Origin of the sequence: Shewanella sp. BJSY2023SW007 (assembly GCF_047314525.1) — a bacterium.
GTDB classification, from domain to species: Bacteria; Pseudomonadota; Gammaproteobacteria; order Enterobacterales; family Shewanellaceae; genus Shewanella; species Shewanella chilikensis.
Genome location: NZ_JBKORL010000100.1, coordinates 62,223 through 84,669, shown reverse-complemented (window position 1 = coordinate 84,669; position 22,447 = coordinate 62,223). Strand labels below are relative to the sequence as shown.

At 53.5% G+C, this 22,447-nt stretch carries 18 protein-coding genes; 8 read left to right on the top strand and 10 right to left on the bottom strand.

Going from position 1 to position 22,447, the window contains the following annotated elements:
- Positions 1–61: 61 nt before the first annotated feature.
- Positions 62–565 carry a YaiI/YqxD family protein gene (locus ACMHXE_RS17845; protein ID WP_256213869.1) on the bottom strand — a complete coding sequence of 168 codons (504 nt, stop codon included), beginning with the start codon at positions 563–565 and terminating at the stop codon, positions 62–64.
- A gap of 278 nt (positions 566–843) precedes the next feature.
- On the opposite strand from ACMHXE_RS17845, the gene ACMHXE_RS17840 reads away from it, so the two are divergent.
- From ACMHXE_RS17840 to ACMHXE_RS17830, 3 genes are all read left to right on the top strand, one after another.
- The gene (locus tag ACMHXE_RS17840; RefSeq protein ID WP_039033419.1) at positions 844–1,071 is read left to right on the top strand and encodes a hypothetical protein; all 228 of its coding nucleotides are present in this window, start codon (positions 844–846) and stop codon (positions 1,069–1,071) included.
- 25 nt (positions 1,072–1,096) lie between these two features.
- Positions 1,097–3,334, top strand: a complete 2,238-nt coding sequence (locus tag ACMHXE_RS17835; protein WP_413732951.1) for a TonB-dependent receptor — start codon at positions 1,097–1,099, stop codon at positions 3,332–3,334.
- Positions 3,335–3,441: 107 nt separating this feature from the next.
- Complete coding sequence (locus ACMHXE_RS17830; RefSeq protein WP_101055817.1) at positions 3,442–3,765, top strand: hypothetical protein; 324 nt, start codon at positions 3,442–3,444, stop codon at positions 3,763–3,765.
- 438 nt (positions 3,766–4,203) lie between these two features.
- Here ACMHXE_RS17830 and ACMHXE_RS17825 read toward each other — a convergent pair whose 3' ends face one another.
- The 3 genes from ACMHXE_RS17825 to ACMHXE_RS17815 form a co-directional block, all read right to left on the bottom strand.
- On the bottom strand, positions 4,204–4,893 hold the full coding sequence (locus ACMHXE_RS17825) for a helix-turn-helix transcriptional regulator (RefSeq protein ID WP_101055815.1): 690 nt from the start codon (positions 4,891–4,893) through the stop codon (positions 4,204–4,206).
- Between the two features lie 226 nt (positions 4,894–5,119).
- Entirely contained in the window at positions 5,120–5,503 is a 384-nt protein-coding gene (locus ACMHXE_RS17820) for a VOC family protein (protein ID WP_101055814.1), read from the bottom strand.
- Positions 5,504–5,916: 413 nt separating this feature from the next.
- Complete coding sequence (locus ACMHXE_RS17815) at positions 5,917–8,385, bottom strand: VolA/Pla-1 family phospholipase (RefSeq protein ID WP_101055813.1); 2,469 nt, start codon at positions 8,383–8,385, stop codon at positions 5,917–5,919.
- 261 nt (positions 8,386–8,646) lie between these two features.
- Between ACMHXE_RS17815 and ACMHXE_RS17810 the strand changes: the two genes are divergently transcribed.
- The 3 genes from ACMHXE_RS17810 to ACMHXE_RS17800 all read left to right on the top strand — a co-directional run bounded on the left by ACMHXE_RS17810 (position 8,647) and on the right by ACMHXE_RS17800 (position 11,197).
- Complete coding sequence (locus tag ACMHXE_RS17810) at positions 8,647–9,384, top strand: YciK family oxidoreductase (protein WP_039033424.1); 738 nt, start codon at positions 8,647–8,649, stop codon at positions 9,382–9,384.
- A gap of 94 nt (positions 9,385–9,478) precedes the next feature.
- Positions 9,479–10,396 carry a M14 family metallocarboxypeptidase gene (locus ACMHXE_RS17805; protein ID WP_101055812.1) on the top strand — a complete coding sequence of 306 codons (918 nt, stop codon included), beginning with the start codon at positions 9,479–9,481 and terminating at the stop codon, positions 10,394–10,396.
- Between the two features lie 390 nt (positions 10,397–10,786).
- The gene (locus tag ACMHXE_RS17800; RefSeq protein ID WP_101055811.1) at positions 10,787–11,197 is read left to right on the top strand and encodes a hypothetical protein; all 411 of its coding nucleotides are present in this window, start codon (positions 10,787–10,789) and stop codon (positions 11,195–11,197) included.
- A 37-nt stretch (positions 11,198–11,234) separates the two neighbouring features.
- Here ACMHXE_RS17800 and ACMHXE_RS17795 read toward each other — a convergent pair whose 3' ends face one another.
- The 5 genes from ACMHXE_RS17795 to ACMHXE_RS17775 form a co-directional block, all read right to left on the bottom strand.
- Positions 11,235–12,086, bottom strand: coding sequence for a TPR end-of-group domain-containing protein (locus ACMHXE_RS17795; RefSeq protein ID WP_101055810.1), 852 nt, complete (start codon positions 12,084–12,086; stop codon positions 11,235–11,237).
- Positions 12,087–12,208: 122 nt separating this feature from the next.
- Positions 12,209–13,492 (bottom strand): peptidoglycan DD-metalloendopeptidase family protein, encoded by a 1,284-nt coding sequence (locus ACMHXE_RS17790; protein WP_373296837.1) that lies wholly within the window; start codon positions 13,490–13,492, stop codon positions 12,209–12,211.
- A 171-nt stretch (positions 13,493–13,663) separates the two neighbouring features.
- A complete protein-coding gene (locus ACMHXE_RS17785; protein WP_101055808.1) occupies positions 13,664–16,834 on the bottom strand; it encodes an AAA family ATPase in 3,171 nt (1,056 codons plus the stop codon).
- Complete coding sequence (locus tag ACMHXE_RS17780) at positions 16,831–17,973, bottom strand: exonuclease SbcCD subunit D (protein ID WP_101055807.1); 1,143 nt, start codon at positions 17,971–17,973, stop codon at positions 16,831–16,833. The genes ACMHXE_RS17785 and ACMHXE_RS17780 overlap by 4 nt, the downstream gene beginning before the upstream one ends.
- A 124-nt stretch (positions 17,974–18,097) precedes the next feature.
- On the bottom strand, positions 18,098–18,871 hold the full coding sequence (locus tag ACMHXE_RS17775) for a TSUP family transporter (protein ID WP_101055806.1): 774 nt from the start codon (positions 18,869–18,871) through the stop codon (positions 18,098–18,100).
- A gap of 119 nt (positions 18,872–18,990) precedes the next feature.
- Between ACMHXE_RS17775 and gcvA the strand changes: the two genes are divergently transcribed.
- Entirely contained in the window at positions 18,991–19,884 is an 894-nt protein-coding gene (gene gcvA, locus ACMHXE_RS17770) for a transcriptional regulator GcvA (protein WP_101055805.1), read from the top strand.
- A 275-nt stretch (positions 19,885–20,159) separates the two neighbouring features.
- A complete protein-coding gene (locus ACMHXE_RS17765; protein WP_101055804.1) occupies positions 20,160–20,564 on the top strand; it encodes a GFA family protein in 405 nt (134 codons plus the stop codon).
- 86 nt (positions 20,565–20,650) lie between these two features.
- Here ACMHXE_RS17765 and ACMHXE_RS17760 read toward each other — a convergent pair whose 3' ends face one another.
- The gene (locus ACMHXE_RS17760) at positions 20,651–22,294 is read right to left on the bottom strand and encodes a dipeptidase (protein ID WP_229839780.1); all 1,644 of its coding nucleotides are present in this window, start codon (positions 22,292–22,294) and stop codon (positions 20,651–20,653) included.
- Positions 22,295–22,447: the final 153 nt, after the last annotated feature.

The window sequence follows — 22,447 nt, the reverse complement described above, 5'->3', positions numbered from 1 at the left end:
ATCGCTGAACTTTCAAGTTTCCAGGCTTTTGATTCTCTGAGCGAACTATGGCTTGGCCGGCTTAGCCCTGACGCGTCTTAGCGCGCTGCCAGTGCAGCAGATATTTATCCAGCTCATTAGCAAAGGCCTGTCTATCTGCCTGGCTCAACTTGGGACTGCCGCCGGTATCTATACCGCTGGCACGCAGGGTATCGAGAAAATCCCGCATATTGAGGCGGGCACGCACATTGTCTCGATTCAGCAGCTCACCACGGCTATTGAGCGCCTTGGCGCCCTTGTCTATCACTTCGGCCGCCAGCGGAATATCATTACTAATCACCAAATCACCGGCGTGACACAGGCGCACGATTTCGTTATCGGCCACATCAAATCCCTTGGGCACCTGTAAGGTTTTGACACTGGCTGCGCCTGTGATCCTGAGCGCCTGATTGGCGACAAAAGTGATATTGATGCCGGTACGCGCTGCCGCCCGCACCAACATCTCGCGGACCACAACCGGGCAGGCATCGGCATCAACCCAGATTTGCGCCGGACAAGAGGCCTGATAAGGATTATTCTGCTGCACTGACACTCCTTCTATGACAGCAAGGCATTTCATCAAGACAGACCCCCATATTGATATCTGACTTAGCCTTGCACCGAAATTAGGTGGGTCATTTTATACTATTCCGGCTAAAAGTTTGATCTTTCAAGAACGCGAGTGAAAGCGATATATGTAAGATGAATTGCGTTAACGTGAGACTCATTCACAAGTAACCCCCATTCCCGCCCGCACTGTAAATTCAATTGCGAACCATTTTTATTTGCAATTAAAATATAGCCTCATTCTGGAGGCAAAATAATATGGAAACGTCCCCGCTGTTGTTGCGCTGTAACCAACTGCTTTGGTGTGAGGGATTGGTCTTGCTGGCAATCATGCTGGTATTGGCCAGTTTTGGGCTGGATGCCCGGCTGTTGATCCTGCTGTTGGCACCAGCCTTGGTGCTGTCTTTAGCCTTGGGATACCAACCCGGCAAGAAGACACTCAGCCTGGTGTTCGCCTGCTGGATCCCTGTCTGGTGCCTCATTTAACCCCTGATTTTTATAGGAGAATGTTATGCCCAAATCCACGGCTCGGATGAGCCTTGTTGCCGCTGCTGTCTGCAGTCAATTGCTGCTGATGGGAGCAGCCTTGGCCGAAGAAGCCCAGATGGAGCGTATGGTAGTCAGTGCCAACCGTACCCCGACCCAGATAAGTGAGCTCTCCGGCACAGTTTGGTTAATCGATGAAAACAGCATCCGTGAGCAGATAAACAGCGGCAAAGGCGTGAAAGAGATGCTGGCCGCCCTGGTTCCCTCCATGGACGTATCCAGCCAGGGCCGGACCAACTTTGGTCAGAACATGCGCGGCCGTGCCATGGTGGTGCTGATAGACGGCGTATCCATGAACACCTCCAGGGGGATCAGCCGCCAGCTGGACAGCATAGATCCCTTTAACATCGCCCGCATTGAAGTCTTGGCCGGCGCCTCGGCCCTCTATGGCGGCGGTGCTTTGGGCGGCGCTATCAATATAGTGACCAAAAAAGCCGCCGACAGCCTGGATACCTTTGAAGCCGAGGCAGGTTTCAAATCGGGTTTTAACGGCAGTGATGACTTGGATTACCGCACTGCCTTTGCCGTGGCCGGTGGCAGCGATACCCTCAAGGGACGTTTCAGTGCCGCCTGGCAGGAAAATGGCCAGTGGTTCGACGGCAGCGGCGATCAGGTGATGCCGGATATCACCCAAACCGGCATGCAGTACACCCAAGGTTATGATCTGATGGCCAACCTGGATTGGAGCCTGCCAAACAATGCCACCCTCAGTGCCCTGGTGCAGTTTTACAACAATGAGTCCGATGGCGACCACGGCCTCTATATGGGGGAAAACTTCAGCGGCGTCACCTCAGATGCTTCCCTGCTCGAAAGCCGCAAGGGGTTGAATGCTGATCGCAGCCCCAAAACCGATCGAACCTTACTGAACCTCAACTATACCCAGGCTGACTTTCTCGGCCAAACCTTGTACCTGCAAGGCTTTTACCGCAAGGAAGATCTCGACTTTCACCCCTTCCCTTACGTCAGTGAAACCCTCGGGGTTTACAACTTCTCGGCCTCGTCACAAAACACCGGCATTTATGGCCTGAAAGCCGTGTTGAAATCCAGGCCCAGCGACAGCCTCAAACTCACCTGGGGCATCGACTGGGACAAGGAGAGCTTCGACTCGGATCAGATGAGTTTTGATCTCGACGCCGCCAACCAGAGTGGCGGTTTGACCATGAAGGAACTATTCACCACAGGCCGATATGTCGACTTCAGTGTCGAGTCCATCGCAGCCTTCCTGCAGGGCAGCTGGGATATCAACGACTATCTGGTGCTCAACGCAGGTTATCGTTATCAGCAGATGGACAACAGCGTCGATGACTTTATCGGCTATAACCAACAGGTGGCGATTGCCCAGGGTAAAGCGCCGGGCGCCGATGCTATCAAAGGCGGCAGCACAGACTACCATGTCGGCCTGGTTAACCTGGGCTTGGTGGCTAAACTGAGCCGGGATCAGCAACTGTGGCTCGCCTACTCGCAAGGCTTTGAGCTGCCGGATCTGTCCAAATACTATGGTCGCGGCAGCTATCAGGCCGATGCCGATGGTTATCTGCACTTGACCAACAGCATCAATATCAATGATTCCCGCCTCGATGGCATCAAGACAGACTCCTTTGAGCTGGGCTGGCGCTATCTGGCCGACCATTGGCAGGCCCAGGCCAGTCTGTATTACGCCATTTCGGATAAGGTGATTGAGGTCAATCGCAGCGATCTGACCATAGAAGTCAAGGACAAGGATAAACGCACCTATGGCCTGGAAGCCCAGCTGAACTTCGATATCAGCAGCGCCTGGCAGGTGGGCAGCAACCTGCATCTGGTTCGCAGTGAAATCAAAAATGGCGCCGACTGGATTGATGAGACAGTCACCTATGCTTCACCTTCCAAGGCCACGGCCTTTATCGCCTGGCGCGGTGACAGCCAACAGTTAAGATTGCAGGCCGAGCACAGCTTCAGCGCCGACTCTGACTATCGCTTCAACGCAAATGATGGCCAGAGAAGTGAGTTAGACAGCTATACCACTTTGGATCTGCTCGGCTCCATCGAACTGGCGGTCGGCACCCTGAGCTATGGCATCGAAAACCTGCTGGACAAGGACTACAGCACCCTTTGGGGCCAGCGAGCCGCTTACTTCTACAGCCCGACTTACGGCCCGGAGAAGATGTTTGACTATCACGGCCGTGGCCGCACTTTTGCCATCAATTACCACCTGAGCTGGTAAATAGCCTCAAAAAGCGTCGCCCCTGCGGCGCTTTTTCTCTTTTGCGCTTGTCAGCTCATCTCGGATCCCTTAGTTTGTGGCGGCCATTTTATTTACAGGGAAGTGTCATGCTACTTTTAATCGCGGCGATTATGATTGTCCTGCTGCGCCGTCTGCTCAAGGCCGATGAGCCCTTTCAGGGCTATGAATGGCTCGCGATTGCCACCTTGGCTATTTATCTGCTCTGTTACTTCTACCTGCCGCCATTTGCACCGGCAAGCAACCAGAGAATGGGGTTACTGTACGAGATGATCCCAAGCTTCAGCCTGGGCGCCATCCTCTTTCCCGAACTGGGTTCACGCTACCCGGAAAAAGTGGTTTGTGTTTTGGGCGGTCTTGGACTGCTGACCTGTGCTGTAATACTGGCAATATTCAAACTGAGCGTTTGGTAGGCCGGCCCTGGGATTAAACCGGAACCTCTGGTTTAATGGCTGAGGAAGCTAACAGCGACGGCTGAGAACATATGCAGCCCTCGCTCACCTTGGCCAAAATGAAACCGGCTCTCTTCGCAACCGACCATCTGAGAACTTCAATTAACTCATCACCGAAAGCCTCATAGGCTTTTTGCATCTCATGATAAGTCGCCACCGCTTCACTAAAATCCTGCTTACGCTCTATCTCATTGGCGTAAATGACTTACCGGGGCGGAAAGATAAATACCCTGGGGTGATAAACAAGCTCACGGCAATGACTCAGCAAACTCTCGAAAATAGTTTATTGCTCAAGCAGACTATAGTCGTAGGAATCCAGCATACTGGGGTCAAAAAAGATAATGCCAATATATCAAGAACTATTAGATGCCGCGTCATTTATAAGGGGTAGTCTTGGCTTTACGCCTGGTTTTGATAGTCGGTTTCCATACGGCGAACAAAATCTTCCATCTCTTGCCCCGGGGTGATAGGAAAACGCTGCGGCAGCTGTGACAGATTAACAATACGGTCCACCCGAAAGGAGCGAAAATCTTCTCTCAGTTCGCACCAGGCCAGCAAAGTCCAGGTGCCGCGCCAAAAGTAGATCGCCAGCGGCCTTATCTTGCGCTGACTGGCACTGCCTTTGACATCCTGATAGCCGAGCAGCACAAAATGGCGAAGCCTGGCGGCAATACGTAACGGATCCAGGTAGACAAAATCTTGTTGATCAAGGTAGAAATCCGGTGAAAACATCAAACTCTGCAATGCACGTAAACGCTCCGGCACCACGGCTTCTACCTTGATAAGCGCCTGTTTGGCTGCCTTGCCAAGTTCATTACCGCCCCAGGTCTGCACCATACGGATCCCCAGTTGGATCGCTTCCAGTTCAGCCTCGTTGAACATCAAGGGTGGTACACTCACCTCCTGACGCAGCAGATAGCCCAGTCCCGCCTCCCCTTCGATGGGGATCCCGCTGAGACAGAGATCCTGAATATCCCGATAGATGGTTCTGACCGACACTTCCAAGCGCTCGGCCAATACCGCCGCCGTGGTCAAACGGCGATGGCGCAGTATCTGCACTATCTGAAACAAACGGTCAGCGCGGCGCATGACTTATACCATTCCTTAAAAATGTTCGATTTGCCACCGAAGAGCGAATTGAAAAACCGCGCATCCGGCGCAGGCCTATGTCGCTGTAGCCAGACAAAACTTCCATTGCCCTATTTGCTTCTACCTCTTTTCATCCTCGCAGAATAAGTAAACTTCGATGCAAAATGGGCTGACGCCATACAAGACCGACAAAACATCGGTCTCGATAAAGATAACTGCGCTGAGCTTACAGCTGCATGGCCCACAAGCCAAGTCGGTTGCCTTCGGAATCGGCTATTTGAGCACAATAACCACATTCACCTTCCTTGATAGCCATAGGCGGCAACAGGATCTGCACCCCTTGTGCTTCCAACTGACCTATAGTAGTACTCAGCCTGTCGCCCAGGTTGAGATAAACCACTGAGGCCGTCAATGAAGGTGCCATTTTTGGGTGTTTGATCAAACCTAAACAAGCGCTATCACTACTGGTACGGCTGACACTGACATACTCGCAATCAGGCATAGGATCTTCTCTGCAGTACAGTCCCAAAACCTCTTGATAAAAATGCTTGGCGCGGGCCATATCAGCAACCGGGATCTCACTCCAGACCAAAGGGGTTTCTGTTGACATTTTATCTTCTCCATCTTAATTCAATTATCACGGGAGGCTCATCCTCCAGTGCCTTACACACTTGGCTATCAGTGCGACAGCAAGTATGCACCTGTGCTACTGACAACCTGTTGTCAGTAGTTGATGTGAAGATACGAATAAACTTTATGTGGCTATCGACTGAGGTTGTCTTCCCCCAAATATGTCGTTTGTCAGTGCGATCATCATATTTCTGAGCTTAAGTCATACTTTGATTACTGATGAAGTTATCTCTCTGATACGAATTAAATACTGAACCAGAGTCAAATTACACATAAAAAAATCCGATGACTATAAGTCATCGGATTTTTTAGTGCTTTTCGAAATCATTTGCCATGACTTGGCTACTTCAAGTGCTGCGTCTGCTCATGGAGAAACTTGTACTAAATAGCGCTTCAGCCGCCACAACTTTGCAAGACTGCTGGGTTTGTTACCAAAATACTGGCACCATCTTTACCGGCAGAAGAAGCAAAAATAGAGACCTGAGACTGCATTTCCGCTGTCGCCTGGGCTGCCATGCCATCGGTCACGCCCGGAACTTCAGATGGGTCGATGAGCGAGCTGTGATGCCCCTTGGCAAAGCGCACGGCGCCACCACCTGCACTGGTCTGATCGACGCAGTTAAGCCCCAGAGTCGCAATCAAAGGCTCAGTGCCGGACAGCGGGAAGCCCGCGACAGTACCGGGCAGAACCTGATCGCCCTTGTTACCAGCACCATCACCGACGATTTCCACCAGATGAACCGGCAACCCAGTGGCCTTGAGCATGGCAGTCTGGTTGATAGGATCGGCCGACTCTATCCCGGTTTGCACCGCAAAGGCGAAGGTAGGGATAAATTCGGCGTATACCTCCTGAACCAGAGCTTCATATTCGGCCGAGCCCGGCTGATATCCTTGTTTATTGGCCGCATTCACCAAGGCCTTGAAGGTATCGGAAGCCGTCACATTGGCAAACAACAAAGGTGCAAAGGTGGCAGAACCGGCGAAAGAACCCGCCAAGCCGCCGCTCGGCGCCACCAAAGAGGCCCCCTTGATGCCATAGTAGTTGGGCAACGCTGTGCCGGATGCAGGGTCTTTCAAACCTGTGCTGGCATAGGTCGCGAAGTTAGTGCCGACAATGGCGCCAAGGCTGAGCCCCTGAGCGGTTATCTGGCTATTGTCAAACACCTGAGGCGCGCCCATTTCGGCCAATTGCGCCGACATCCCTGTTATCGCGGCTCTAAGCGCCAGATGATCCATGGTCGCCTGACGGAAGTTATCCCGTACCGACAACGTGCTTTCTATATTGACAAATACCAGCGGATTGCCGTTTTGGAAGGCATCCGGCTTACCGATAACATTGCCATAGGCAGCACCTGAGGCCGACACTTCATAGATGCCGTCACCATTGGCATCGAATGAACGGGCACCGTGCAGCGGCATATCTATGGCCAGCGTAGCTACACCGGCAGCGGCATAACTACCGGCATAGGCCAGCGACATCTCTTTGCCGCCACCAAGACCATGCAGCGCTATTGAGGTAGGCCAGCCACTGGTTGGTGGCGTGAAAGGCAAGCCCTGGCTGGCATAAAATGCCGCAAGCTTAGTGGCGTTGGGCATGGAGATCAGCACAGGCACAGTTTCGTAGTTGCGAATAGCCGGAATAGGATTAAAACGGGTCAGGTGCTTAGTCTTATCGACTGCACTGTCATCATCCAGTTTCCACGCTTTGCCGGCCAACAAGGAAGGGTTGGCCAGTGCAGCGGCGGGATCTATATTGTAAGCCATCGCCTGGGCGGCAAAGTTCTCCTGGCTCAGAGTACCGGCCTGCAACGCCAGCAACACAGATACCGGGCTGTCGCCCTGGGCTTGCCAGTAACCGTTAATGCCGTCACAGCTTGCCGATGAACAAGTGCCGTAAACCGGCACTTCAATGGCCGCTGTGTAGACATCGGCCAAATCCGCCAATACATAGGCTATGCCGTCAGCAGGGGTGAGCCCAGCTGCCATCGCCACTGTATAGCCGGCTGGAGTCGGAGTTTGCAGCCACTTGGGCGCATAGGGTGAACCGGGTTGCAGCATCAGCAGCTTGGTGGTTTCATAAACATCGGCCACCGACTGGGTGGTAAACAGGCCTGAATAGGTAATGCTTTCCTTGTCGACGCCATGAGCCGCCGCCATGCCCTTCTCATAACTGTTTACCAGAGTTTGCAGCATCAATTGATCGGCAGTTTCCAGCGGCGCTGTGTCGATATCCAGTTTCAACAGGCCATAGGTGTAGGAAGGCGCTATCGGGCGCGCGGCCGAATCCATAATGAGTTTAGTGGTGGCGTAGATATAAGACTGAGCTGGCTTAAGTGGCTTCAGTGGCACAATAACTATCTTGTTGCCGGATGCTTGAGTGATGAAGTCTTCCCCCCAAACCAGCTCTTCACCCACTTCACAGGCAGAAACCGAAGGCTTGGCCTGGCACTCGGCTTTGGAAGAAAGCGGGCCGCCGCTGACGGCTTCAAACATTCTCACCGCTCCTGGCTGGGCCACGGAAGATGCCAGCAGGCTCAGGGTATTGCCGCTGTTATCTTTGGAAGGTTCAATATCTATGGTTATCGGTTGCGTGGTTGACCAGCCATCCAGCGCGCCCAGCGCCAGCTGCGGATTGGTATAGTCACCGGAGGCTTCTCCGGGAATATTCAAGGTACCGTCTGTGGTGCCGTTGAGCAGTAGGTCGTTTGGCAAGGGAACTTCAGCTTTGGCAGGATCAAACACCAAATGGGACTCAGGGATGAGCGGCTCCGTCTTATCCTTAAGTTCGTTATAGCTGTCTTCACCACATGCTGTCAGTCCAAGTGCAGATGTGATTGCAACACCCAAAATGAGTCTTTTCATCTTTTTTCCCCAAATCTTGTTGTAATAATTTTGTTTTCCCCAAGAAATTGGTCACAATACCCCAGACACTGTGACCAGAGGAGCTGAAATCTGTACTCAGCTCGTCTCAAGTTAACGTAAAAATATTGAGTTAGCTACATTTTTGTCACAGTTGGCCGCAACGAAAAGTAACTATGAACAGTCATTTGTTTTAAACAGATGTATACCGCTGTAGTGAGTCGAGTATTGGCGGGCTTTAGCGCGAAGAGGAAATAACTCCCCATGTTGGAATATCAAGCAGCAAAAGATCTTCTCAAGGGCAAAACGATTCTGGTAACCGGCGCAGGCGACGGTATCGGTAAAACCGCAGCCAAAACCTATGCCGCCCATGGCGCCACAGTGATCCTGCTGGGCAAGACGGTCAAGAAGCTGGAAGCCGTTTACGATGAAATTGAAGCCGCCGGTGGCCCGACTCCAGCGATTGTGCCTCTGGATCTCAAGGGCGCCAGCGAACAAAACTACCGCGACATGGCCGAAACCATAGAGCAGCAATTCGGCAAGCTCGATGGCCTGCTGCATAATGCCAGCCTGTTAGGCGCTTTGGGGCCGTTTGAACATATCGATATTCAGTCACTGGAAGATCTGCTCAAGGTCAATGTGGTGGCCGAAGTGATGATGACCAAGGCACTGTTGCCAGTGATGCGCAAGGCCGAGCACGCCTCAATTATTTTTACCTCCAGCAGTGTTGGCCGTAAGGGCCGCGCTTACTGGGGCCCATATGCCTTCTCCAAGTTTGCTACCGAAGGCATGATGCAGGTGCTGGCTCATGAATGTGAAGGCACCCAGGTGCGCGCCAACAGTATCAATCCGGGAGCAACCCGCACCGGCATGCGCGCCAAGGCTTATCCGGCAGAGAACCCTCTGGATCTCAAGACGCCAGAGCAGATAATGCCCGTTTATCTATATCTGATGGGCGACGACAGCCTGCAGGAAAACGGTCAGGCCTTTAACGCCCAGTAACATTTTCTTCCAGAATAAACGCAGCCTAATGGGCTGCGTTTTGCTATTCATACGCCATTCATACACGTTTAGAAAAGAAATAAGGAGGCAATCCATGAGTCAAGAATACCCTATAGGCACTCCAGGTATTCCCTGGGGAGAGGCCGAAAAATCCGCCTGGCGCGCCACCCAAAACATAAAACGCAGCTACCGTGAACAGGTGCTCGACAAGATCTATGCCCTCAAGACAGCTTTTGAATGCCGCCGGTACGGCGCCTTAAGTTATGACCCGGAACGTTATCCCCTGCTCGCCCTGCAGAGTAAATCGCCACAGGCAGATAAGCCCTGGGTATTGGTCACAGGCGGGATCCACGGTTATGAAACCAGTGGCGTTCAAGGTGCGCTGCAGTTTCTTGAGCAGGAAGCCGAACGTTATCAAGCGGATTTCAACCTCATGGTCGTTCCCTGTGTCAGCCCTTGGGGATACGAAGTCATCAACCGTTGGAATCCTTTGGCTATCGATCCCAACCGTTCCTTCTTTGAACCCAGCCCGGCAGAAGAGTCTGCCGCATTGATGGCTCTGGTTGCTAGCCACGGCGCCCCTTTCCTGGCTCATATCGATCTGCATGAAACCACAGATACGGATGAAACCGAGTTTCGCCCGGCGCTGGCGGCCCGCGATGGCAAAATCATAGCTCCCGGTGAGATCCCGGACGGTTTTTATGTGGTAGATGATGAAGCCATGCCGCAACCTGAATTCCAACGAGCCATTATCGAAGCGGTCGCCAAAGTGACCCATATCGCTCCGGCCGACAAAGACGGCAATATCATCGGCTCTCCTGTGGTCGACCACGGCGTTATCCGTTATCCGCTCAAGCAGCTTGGTCTATGTGCCTCGGTTACCAATGCCCCATACACCTGCACCACAGAAGTCTACCCGGACAGCCCGCAGGCAAGCGATGAACAGTGCAATGCCGCCCAGGTAGCCGCGGTTTGTGGCGCGCTGGATTTTCTAAAACGAATTCAAGGTTAGGGTTTTCGGCTCCGGTCCGCTCTTGCAGGAATGAAGTGACTCTCGCCCAAGAGTAAACCTGAAACAGCGTTGCATCTGATATTCAGCCTGTCAGGTAAAATAACCCGTCAGATAGAATAACTATGACCCGGCATTTGCCGGGTCATCTGTTTCAACCGTCTATCAAACCCTCATTGAAGATAAAAGTAACCACAGGAGAGTTCTGTTTATTAACAATCTTTTATTGACTGATAATAGTTTTCATTTAAAATCACTTTCAGTTCCAGGTATCGACTTTGCTTTTTTACTCTGACTTTTCAGGCCGTCATTGAATGCTGCGATTAACCAGGTCGGCATATGACAGCGCTTTTCTGTTTTAGCAGACGATACCGATTAGATGTGGAGTGGTTTATGCCCAAGATAAGCAAGCATATTTCCAAGATATGCCATAAGCAGGCCAAGAAGGCGTTGAAAAAGACGCAACCCGCACTCGGCAAGTCCAGCCGCAAACGCCTTGGCAAAAACTTGGTTAGCGCATTAGAGCAGCAACTGCCCACTGAACTCTCCCGGCAAAAGAAGCTCAAAAAACCGCAAAAGAAACTGCTCAAGGCAGAGCTGCAAAACCGAGCCGGCACCTGGATTGCCGCCAATCAAGCTTCTGTCGAACTCGGACAACTTCACAGCCTAAAGCCCCAGACCGGCAGCATGAGCTTTGCGCTGCGCCCCTTTAAGAAATCCCCCTGCGGCGGCTGCCCGGCACTCAAGGGCAAACTGTGCCGCTGCGCCCTTAAGTATCAACAGCGGCTACAGCAGGCAGGTTAACCCTTCCGCAGGACTAGATAATTGCCCGACATTACTGTCAGTCGTCGCTGATCAGATCGTCAAAACGTTTGTAGCCATGCAAGGAATCAAAGTCTTTCTCCTCCTTGGCTGCCTCACTCAGTGAGGCACTGAAACCCACAGCCAATTCCAGATCGGAAATAGCCTGCTCTTCCGAGCCCATGCGGGTAAAGGCACAGGCTCGCTGATAAAGCGCATTGGCGTTCTTGGGATCCACTTCCAACACCCGGTTACAGATGCTCATCGCCCAGTGATACTCGCCCATTTCCATGGCGGCATCGGCCTTGTAGGTTAAGGCCTCGAGATCGCCCGGACGTATTTTGAGAATATCGTTGTAGATCTCGATTCGCTGCTCCGGCGTCTGCGAATGTTGAGCACGGATCCATAGGTTGTGTATCTCGTTGATCCGCTCAATTTCCTTGTTGTTTTCAGTAATGATCCGGCTCTTGCGTTTCAGCTCACGCTCCATCTCCTGAAACTTTTTCTCGTATTGGGCGGCAATCGCCTCCAGTTTCTCGTTGGCCATTTCTTGAGTCTTGTCGCGAATATCCTTAAGTGACTGCCAACCTACCAGAGCGATCAGTGACACCGCAGCAGCGATAAGATAGAAGAAGTAGGTCACAGTCACATTGGCATAGTTCATCGACTTGTCGGCAACCGCCAGCTCCCGGTCGGTAATATCGACAGTGACCCGTTTTTCCAGCGACTGCATGTCTTGCCGTATCGACTTGAGCTCATCGAGCACATAGCGCTCCATCAAGGGCTTATCGTAAATACTCTGCTCCGAATAAGGTTTTGGGGGCTCTTCGGCCGCCGTAACCGGCAACGCCAGGCTCATTAACACTAATACCAGTGCATGCCATAACTTCATTTTTCCTCCTGTTGCACTCAGGTTCTCTCCACACCCTAACAAATGGGCCTGGATGGGTAAAATTGGCTTATAAAAAAGCCAGCGCCGTTAAGCGCTGGCTACAGCAAAACCAATAAGCGGATTTAACCGAGATCCATCATCATCTTGCGGGTACTGACCAATTGGCTGAACTCACGCATCTGCTCTTTGGAGAGTTGGCTGGCCATGGGGATATCCGCCTTCATGGCATTCACCGGCCGCCCATTGACATGAAACTCATAATGCAGATGCGGTCCGGTCGAACGCCCGGTATTACCGGAAAGCGCAATAACCTGGCCACGACTGACTCTCTGGCCCTTGTGCACCAAAGGTTTGGACAGATGCAGATATCGGGTACGGTATTTGTTGCCGTGCTCTATCACTATATATTTCCCGGCGTATCTGTGATTGGTCACCAGAGTCACCACACCGTCGCCCGGTGCCACGACCTTGGTGCCTATCGGTACGGCAAAGTCGGTGCCGTTATGGGGAGAAACCCGTCCTGTAACCGGGTGACGACGATTGGGATTGAATGATGAGCTGATCCTATAGCGCTTCTCCAGCGGGATCCGCTGGAAGGCCCGAGCCAGGCTACGTCCTTTCTCATCATAGAAGTTACCATCTGTACTCTGAAATGCAGTGATTTCATTGCGGCCGTTTTGAATGCGTAATCCCAGCACCTGGCTGACACCGGTCGACTCTCCTTCTATGTACTGATCATTCATCAGCACAGAAAAGTGGTCGCCGGCACGCAGATCCCGGGCAAAATTAAGCTTTTCCTTCAGCAGGCTCTCAATTTTTTGAATTTCGGCGGCGCTCAGGCCGACCCGCTGCGCCGAGCGATAGAAAGACCCCTGGATTTCACCGCTGACAATCCGGTTTTGCCAGACGCCTTCGATGTTGATCTCTTCAACCCCATAACCACCATCGTCGAAACGTTTGAACAGCACCTGATGTGCGGCGTTGAAGTAGAGTTCAAGCTGGGTCAGGTTGCCCTGCTCATCGATCCAAAAGCGGATCCTGTTACCCGGTTGCAGGGTATCGAGCGCCAGAATATCCAAATCGGCTTCCAGCACCTTGTACATGGTCTGCTGGCCGACACCTGCCTTTTGGAACAATACGCTGAGGGTGTCACCACTTTGGATCACACGTTCAAAGTCCGGGCCGACCAATTCAACAACCGAAGGCTCAGTGCCGACTTGAGGCAGCAGAGCTTCAATATCCAGATGCAAGGGAATACGTTGTGGCGTGACTTCGTGAGTCCCGGGCCAAAGCAACGCCGCGCCCACCAATAACCCAGAGCTGAGCAGCAGCTTCTTGTGTAAAGTGGGCAAGGCCTGCAAACGCATAGGGATCATACTCAACCAGGATATTCTATCTGTCTGCAACTGTTGCCTCACCGAGTTCAAACTGAAAAAACCAATAGCTGGAACCCCTGTTTTCAAGAGGCCAGCTGCAAACTTATATCAAAAAAAGTCCCTGAGACAAGTATTATTCACCAAAACCCCATGATTACTGGGTGGATTTAAGATTTGACCGACAAATTTGCCCCGTTTGCATCAAGCTGTAACCAGACGAATACTGCTGCCCAGTGCATGCTTGCTGATATCAATGCGGCAGCTTATCTGCTCTTTCATCTCGGAAACATGGGAAATAACCCCTATCATGCGGCCACTGGATTGCAGGTCCATCAGGGTGCGGACGGCCAGTTCCAGAGAGTCCTGATCCAAACTGCCAAAACCTTCATCGATAAACAGGGTATCGAGCTTGATACCACCGGCATAAGCCTGCACCACATCAGAGAGCCCCAGCGCCAGCGACAAGGCCGCCATAAAGCTCTCACCACCGCTGAGTGTGGCCACCGGACGCACCTTGGAGCTGTATGCATCTTCCACCTCAAGCTCCAGACCAGAGGCCTTATTGCCCTTAGCCCTGTCCTCTTTGCGCAGCAAGCGGTAGCGGCCTTTGCTCATCAGCGCCAAACGGCGACTGGCTTCGAGCAGCACATCATCGAGCAAGACACTGAGCACAAAGCGCTGCAGACTCACCTTGCTATGGCTGTTGCCATTGGCCACATCACTCAGAGTGCCGATAAGGGCGTATTCCTGCTCCAGCGCCTGAGCGGCTAGCGCTTCTTTATTAAGCTGGGCTTCTGTGCCTTTAAGGCTCTGCATTCGGTTGTTGAGCGTCTGCCAGGCAGACTCCGCCTCGGCGAGTTGCTGCTGCTGTTGCTGCCAGAGGTTTTCAAGCTGCCCAAGCTCAGGCAGGCTTTGTCCGGCGAGCCGCTCATCCATGGCTTTGAGCAGCGCCTGCTGCTCAAAGCGCTGCGTGCGCCAAACTTCTATCTTCTCAGCCAATGCCTGCATCTGCGCTTCATCCAGCTGCGCCTGTTCCAAGGTTTGGCGATCAGTAAATCCAGATTGCTTCAGGGCATCATCAAGCGTTTGCTGCGCTTTGATGGCAAACTGCTCGGCCCGGGCGCTGTCTTCACGGCCCGATGTCAAGGCCTGTATCAGCGCCTTATGCTGGCTGACGGCCTCGGTATACTGTTGATTGATATCTTGCTGTCGCTGTTTTAGCTGTTGCCACTCACTCTGCTTTTGCTCAAGTTGCCGCGCCATCAGTTCAAGCGCCGCCTCGGCTGCCAGAGCATGATATTCATTGGGCAGAGCAGCAAGCGCTGCGTCTTTACGGGCTCCCGTAAGACCCAACTGCTCTCTTAGCTGCTGCAACTGTTGTAATTGAGTCTCTCTGTGCTTGAGTCGCTGCTCCACTTGCTGCTCGGCCTGCTGCAATTGTTGCCTGCAATCATTGAGGCGGGTTTGAGCCGCTTCGGCCTGTTGCAATTCATTGAGCAGCTGCCTGCGACGGGACACAAGCCTGTCTATTTCGCTAGCGAGATCGGCTTTGGCATAGGAGTCGCCATCCATAGCGGCGTCAACCTTAGCCTCTGTCGTAGCCTCTGTCTTAACATCTGTCGTAAAATCCGCGGCGATAAAGGCCTGTAACTCAGCACTCAAGCGCTGCAGCTCGAGCTGTAACTCCTCGGTTTGCCGCTTGATATGACGATAATCGCTGCGGGCCGCCTCATGCCTTGCCGTGGCTTGCTGCTCGGCGTCTCTCGCTCGGTTGAGCTCGGTTTCACCCGGAATATCCTGCGCCATCTCGGCCGGTGCCGGATGTTCCAAGCCGCCGCATACGGGACAAGGCTGCCCAGGCTGCAACTTAGCCGCCAGAATAGCCGCCTGGCCTGTATGCCAGGCCAGTTGCAACCTTTGATGTTCCGTTTCGGCGCTCTGTCTTTCGGCCTTGCATTGATGACCATGGGCCTCGGCCTGCTGCAGACTGACTTGGGCTTGCTGCCATTTTTGCTTAATGTGCCCGAGCTGCTCCGTCTTCTCCAGGCGAGTGTTCAACGCCGCCAGTGCCTGATGCAACGGCCCTTGGCGCTCGGCGCTTGAGAACAGTTCGTTCGCCTCTGATTTAAGCTTTTGTTGTTGCTGCTGCCATTGTTCCAGCTCAGTGCGACTCTGCTGCTCTGCCCGCTCAAGACGCCCAAACTCCACTAGGCCAAGCTCATGCTCCTCGGTCAGTTGCTTGAGCTCGTTAATAGCCGGCTGCAGCTTGTCGAGTTGTTCAAGCTCCCGTCGCAGCTTATTAGCGTGCTCATCCAACTCGGCGAGTGTAGCCTTATCATCTGTAGCCTGTTTCAGACGCTGCTCAGCGCTCTGCAACTGCTTGGCATAGTCAGCTTCCTTGGCTTTAGCCTGCTGCCACTCCTGCTGGCGAAACTGCAACTCTTTGAGGCTTGGCAGCAACTTTTCAGCCTTGCGGGCTTTCTCCAATGTCTGCTGGTGCAGCTCGATTTCAGTGCGCCGCTGCTCAAGCGCATCAAGCTGGGTTTGCAGCAGCTTGCGGCGCTCAAACTCGGCGGTTAACGCCTTGGCGTTATCGAGCGTCTTGACACTCTGGGCCAAGGCTTCGCTGGCCTTTTGTTTGTTACCTGTCGCTTCGGTCAAAGAGGGGGTTAAAGCAGCAATTTCTGCGGTCAACTGCTCGAGACTCTCGACACCGGCAGTTTCCAAAATCCCGGCGCGGCGTGATTGCAAATCTCTGGCCTTTGCCTTGATTTCCAGCGCCTGTTGTTTGAGGCGCTCTTCAATGCGGCGGTAGATATGGGTTTGAAACAGCTGGCTGAAGATCTTTTCCCGCTCTTTGGAGTCGGCCAGCAAAAGCTCGCGGAACTTGCCCTGAGGCAGCACCATCACCTGGCGAAACTGATCCACATCCAGGCCAGTCAACTCTTCGATGCAGGCGTTGGCATCCGTGACCTTACTGGCCACCAGCAACTCTTCGGTGCCATCGGGCAACAGCCGCTTGAGTTCCGCCTCGCTCTTTTGCAGGGTAAAACCCTCGCCGCGGCTTTTAGCTCTTTGCTGCTCGGGGCAGCGGCGAATGCTGTAGCGTTTTTGCCCCAATTCAAAACTGAAATACACTTCGGTGAGCAGACCGTCATCGGCATTATCACAGCGCATCTGGCTGCCTTCACGCTCGTTACCTGTGGTCTTGCCGTACAGGGCAAAACAGATGGCATCCAGAATCGTGGTCTTGCCTGCCCCAGTGGGGCCATTGATCAGAAACAGCGGCTTGTCGCCCAGCTCGGTAAAGTCGATGTGCTGACAATCGGCGAAGGGGCCGAAGGCGCGCATTTCCAAAATCAGTGGCCTCATTGTTCCTGCTCCCTGTGCAACTCTTCAATCAAACGGCTCATGGTCTGCTGCTGCGCCTCTGTCATGGCCTCACCCTGTACCTGACTGAAAAAATCGCTGAACATGTCGAGCTCGCCTTTTTTGATTCTGTCGCGGCCAATCTCCTGCCCCTGCTGCCGGGACATCAGGCCCGTGCGTTCCAGATGCAGCACATTGGGATAGACGCCGCGCAGCTTGCCCATGGGATCCAGCAGCGCCTGGGTATCGAGCAGACGCACCATCAGGTAGTCCTCTCGCCCCGGATCTTTTTCGCCCTGTTGCAGCAGCTCATCGAGCAGGCCTTCAATCACCCTCACATCCCGCCTGGGTTTTAGCGCTAGCAGGGTGATTTTTGGGGTATGTCCTGCGCTCAGCTCCACCAGGGTCACGGATTTTTTCTGTTTGTGTTCACTGAAAGAGTATTTCAGCGGCGAGCCCGAGTAGCGCACGTGCTCGGCGCCCTTATATTGCGGGCCATGCAGATGCCCGAGCGCCGCGTAGTCAAAGCCGCGAAAGAGTGCAGGGTCGATTTTATCGGCGCCGCCGATACTCAAGGGCCGCTCGGATTCAGACTCACTGCCGCCATCGAGGAAGCAGTGGGCCACCACGACCTTGGGCAAGCCTTGGCTATCGTGCGCCTGAACCTGCTCCAGCAAGCAGGCCATCGCCTGCTGGTGACTGCTGGCATCCACCTCCAGCACATGCCGTACCTGCGCCGGCTCGGCATAGGGAATGGGATAGAAACAGGCATCGCCGTCACAGCCTTTGAGGATAAGCGGATTAACTTGCGCTTGCAGCGGGCCGCTAATATAAAGGCCACTGGCGGCCATTTGCCGCGCCGCAAACCCCAGCCGCTCCTGACCGTCGTGATTGCCGGCTATCATGAGCACAGGAATTTGATGCTCATTGAGCAGGGTATTGAGGAACTTATCCAGCAGGGCAACCGCACTGGCGGGCGGGATCGAGCGGTCATATATGTCACCGGCGACCACCAGGGCATCGACCTGATGCTCAGCGGCAAGCGCCACTATTTGCTCAAGCATATGAGCTTGCTCATCCAGCAACGACTCGTTGTGCAGTTGCCGACCGATATGCCAGTCCGAGGTATGGATAAATTTCATTGGGCGCTAAGATTGCAGACGGATACGTGAGCCTTATGGTATGCAAAATCAATGCAATAGTATATGCGCCTGCCAAGGTTCTGCGGCTGAGTGCTTAGCACTCAGCCGTCTGTCTTATTTGGGTTTAAAAACTCCACTGATATTGATCGGCCAGCAGCTTGAGGCTCATGACCAGCGACATGACCACCACCAGCGGCTTGATGATCTTGCTGCCCTTGGTGATAACCAGACGTGAACCCAGAGTCGCCCCGGCGGCCTGCCCTGCCAGCATCACCAATCCCAGCAGCCACACCACCTTGCCGCCAAGGGCAAAAAAGATGAGCGAGGCAATATTGGTGGAAAAATTCAGTACCTTGGCATGAGCCGTCGCCTTGGCCAGGCCGAAACCTGCCAAGGACACAAACGCCAGGGCAAAAAAGCTGCCGGTGCCGGGGCCGAAAAAGCCGTCATACAGGCCTACCCCGAGTGCGGCGGTAAAGGCAAATACCCCAGGGGTCAGAACCCTGGCGCGGTCATCTTCAGTAATTTTCTTGGAAAACAGGAAGTAACAACCAATAGCCAAAATAAGAAACGGCAGCATCAACTCCAGCACGCTGGCATCTATCAACTGAACCAGAATCGTACCGACTGAGGCGCCGACAAAGGCACAACCAATTGCCAGTTTCATCTCACCCAAATTCACCATTCCCTTACGCACAAAGTAGAGGCTGGCGAAGAAACTGCCGCCACAGGCCTGTAGCTTGTTGGTGCCGAGCGCCGCCGCCGGAGGCAGTCCGGCCCACATAAGCGCCGGAATAGTCAACAGGCCACCGCCACCGGCGATAGAGTCAATAAAGCCCGCCACCAAGGCGACCAAAAACAGAACCGTAGCCAATTGCAGAGTGAGTTCAAATGCCATTTTTATGTTGTCGAATACAGAGTTGAAGGATTGCTATTAGACGCAGTTTGCCCGCAAAAGGCAAAGGAGTTATTCTCGCTTTCACGTGAGATTTTCTCACACTAAACAGCGGAGAAAATATGTTTCAGGAATTACCGCCTCTCAATGCCCTGCGTTCATTCGAGGCAGCGGCAAGGCTACAAAGCATCACCCTGGCGGCGCAGGAGTTGTATGTGACCCACGGTGCCATCAGCAAACAGGTGCGCCTACTCGAGAACTTCCTGGGATTCAGCCTGTTTGTGCGCCAACACAGGCAACTGGCGCTCACAGATGAGGGGCGACAATACCTGCCGCAGGTGCAGGCGGCACTGCAGACCCTGGCCAATGCCACCGCCGAGTTGAAACGTCAAAGTCTCAAGGCGCAGACCCTGGCCATCAATGTATTACCCAGCCTGACCATCAACTGGTTGATCCCGAGAATGGAGGAATTTAAGTCACGTTTCCCACAATTGTATGTGGATCTCACCATAGGCGACTTCGCCGTCGACTTTGCCAGCGGCCGCTACGACATCGCCATTCGCTCCGCCACCAGTGAACCTCAGGGAGTGAATGTGATCAAACTGATGAATGAAGAGCTGTGCCTGGTGTGCTCACCGCTACTGGCTCCCAAGCTAAAGCAACTGGAAGATATCAACCAGGTGACGCTGCTGAAGCACACCACCCGCCCTGAGCTTTGGCCTTACTGGGCCAGGCAACTGGGAATTACACTGACCACAGAGCAGAAATTTGGCGTCGAGCATTTCTATATGCTGAGTCAGGCCGCCGCCAGCGGCATGGGAGCGGCGCTGATCCCGCGTTTCTTTATCGAAGATCAACTCAAGGCCGGCACTCTGGTGATCCCCTTTGAAGCGCCCTTTGTCAGCCCCTACAGTTATTATCTATTGACCCCCAAGTCCAGCAGCCTGCCACGTAAATCGGCGCTGTTTATCGATTGGCTGCTGTCTGAGTTTGCGCCTTATCGCGAGCATTGTTAGTACAAAACAGAAAATCGTGCTGAGTAATAAAGCCTGACACCCAATCACAGCTCAAATATATTATCAAAGAGTAAAATGAAGATTCCTGTTGGGTAACACCATCCAGTACAGGCACGCAATCGCCTCCTAAAGCGCCAATAGCATTTGCCCTGTCCCGAGCGACGCTATTAGAATGAACTCATTTGCTTATTCCTTGAGCAATGTGGCAGGAAGGAGCAGCCAAAATTTCGGACGGGGCGAGAAAGACAATAACTTATCAACACCCAGGAGGGAGCATGAAGCAGTATCGAGGCAGTTGCCTTTGCGGCAAGGTTCGTTTTGAAATCAGCGCTGAGCTGCAGCAATTCTTTTTGTGTCACTGCAGTCGTTGCCGCAAGGATTCAGGTTCGGCCCACAGTGCCAATCTGTTTTCAGACAGCGCCGAGTTAACCTGGCTCAGTGGCCAGGACGCCATTACTGCGTTTACCCTGCCCGGTACCCGCCACAGCCGCCACTTTTGCGCCATTTGCGGCTCTGCGCTGCCCAAAGCGGTCAAAGGTGGCAAGCTGCTGCAAATACCCGCAGGCAGCCTGGACGATGAGCCGGGGCTGACTCCCCAGGCGCACATTTTTTGTCAGACGCGCGCCGCTTGGGATCAGGCTTTGGAACAAGTGCCCTGCTTGGAGCTGGGCCCGGTTTAAGAATATAAGGCACCGCCCTGTGATGATGGCGCCACTCCCAGTCCGCATGGCTGTACCTTACTCGAAAGCAATTATCTCGGCAGCGATTACCTGGGCAGCTTAGCTCCCGGGTTTACCGCCAACTCCACCATGGCGGCAGTGTACATCTTAAGGTTCAGCTGCAACTGCTCGCGGGTGATGAACTCATGTTCACTGTGGCCTGTATACTCGACACCCGGCATGGCCGGACCAAAACTGAGGGCATTGGGGAACAGTTTACTGTTGGTGGAGCCGCCAATAGCAACAGGTTTAGGGTCGGTAATACCGGTAAACTCGGCAAACACATTGAGCAGGGTTTGCAGATGCGGCGCCTTATCCATCACTTTGGGCTCGCCCCAATAGCTGCTGACATCGACCAGAGTCACGCCTTGGGATTGCTGCCAACCGACCAGCGCCGCGGACAGCTGTTTATCCAAGGTTTCCGGGCTCTTGCCTATGGGGCGCCTTAGGTTAAGCGTAATGCTGGTCCCCCCCTGCCCCCACTCCACCACAGTCGGCGCCAGCGACATAGGTCCCATAAAATCATCGCTATAGCCCAGCTCGCCAAAGCGCTCGGCATAGAGGTCCAAGCCTATCATTTCATTGATAAATGCCAGGGTTAATGCCGACTGGCTCGGTGCGAATGTCTCAGACTCCAACAGCGCAGCCAGATGAGTCACGGCATTGACACCATCTTCAGGGGTTGAGGAATGGGCCGATTTACCGTTGGCGGCGATCTCCAGGCTGTCGAAATCCAGGGTAAAATCATAGCGCATCCCCTGCTGGGACTCTGCGGCGCGTTGCAAACGGCTGACCATGGCGCTGTCGGCTCCGCGGATCAGGGCCAAGGCCTGCTGGGGGATCTGACTGGCAAAGGAGCCACCGCTGAAATGCTGCAGCTGCGGTTTATCGAAATTAGGCGCCTTTACTTTGGGTTCAGGTATCGTGAGTTTTATCTGACTCCAGCCCTTCTCGGCGGTGACTACAGGATATTCGGCGTCTATGGTGATATTCATATCGGCCGCTTGATAGTCCTTGAGAAACACTTTCAGCGGCTGCCAGTCCGACTCCTCGGCCAGATATACCATGAGTTCAATGCGGCGATTCAGTTTTACCGACTTGTCCTTGAGCGCCTTCATGGCGTACATGGCGGTGACTATCGGCCCCTTATCATCTTCGGTGCCGCGGCCTATCAGCTTGCCCGGTTGCGATTGAGTATCCAGTTGATAGGGACTCTGGTGCCAAAGGGTTGAATTGGCCGGTTGCACATCCCCGTGGGTAATGATGCCAAGCTTGTTAGCGCCGCCGCCCCTGTCTTCGCCAAGGCCTATCAAAAGCACATAACCGTGATCGGCATAATCCAGCCCCAACAGCTCCGCTTGGGTCTTGAGCGCCTGCTTGAAGCCGATGAATTCCGGATTGGTGTCGGGCGTCAACCCTGGGATAGCCTCGGTATTGAAGCGCACCAACTCGGCGAGGCTTTGTTCCATCTCGCTGCCATAGCGGTCAAGGCTGTACTGGGCCAAGGTTTTCGACAGTGGCGAGACTTTACTCAATACAGACTCTGTACCTTGGGCAGCACTTACGCTTGAAGTCTGGCTTGAAGTCTGGCTTGAAGTCTGAGCAGTAAGGCCGCTCTCTGCGCTTACAAAAGGAGCGAACAAGCACAGGGACAGCGACAGGGATAAACGGGAAACTGTTCTAATCATCATGGCAGGGTGGCTTTTGTTATCTTTTATTATCAAAGGCCTGAGAGTGTGCCACAGATACAGTTTCGATACTGCATTCGCTAAGTTTTGTTACAAACTAAACAGGACAAAATTGGCCTTTTTCAATACGCCATGTTAATAAGGACGGCTTCGGCG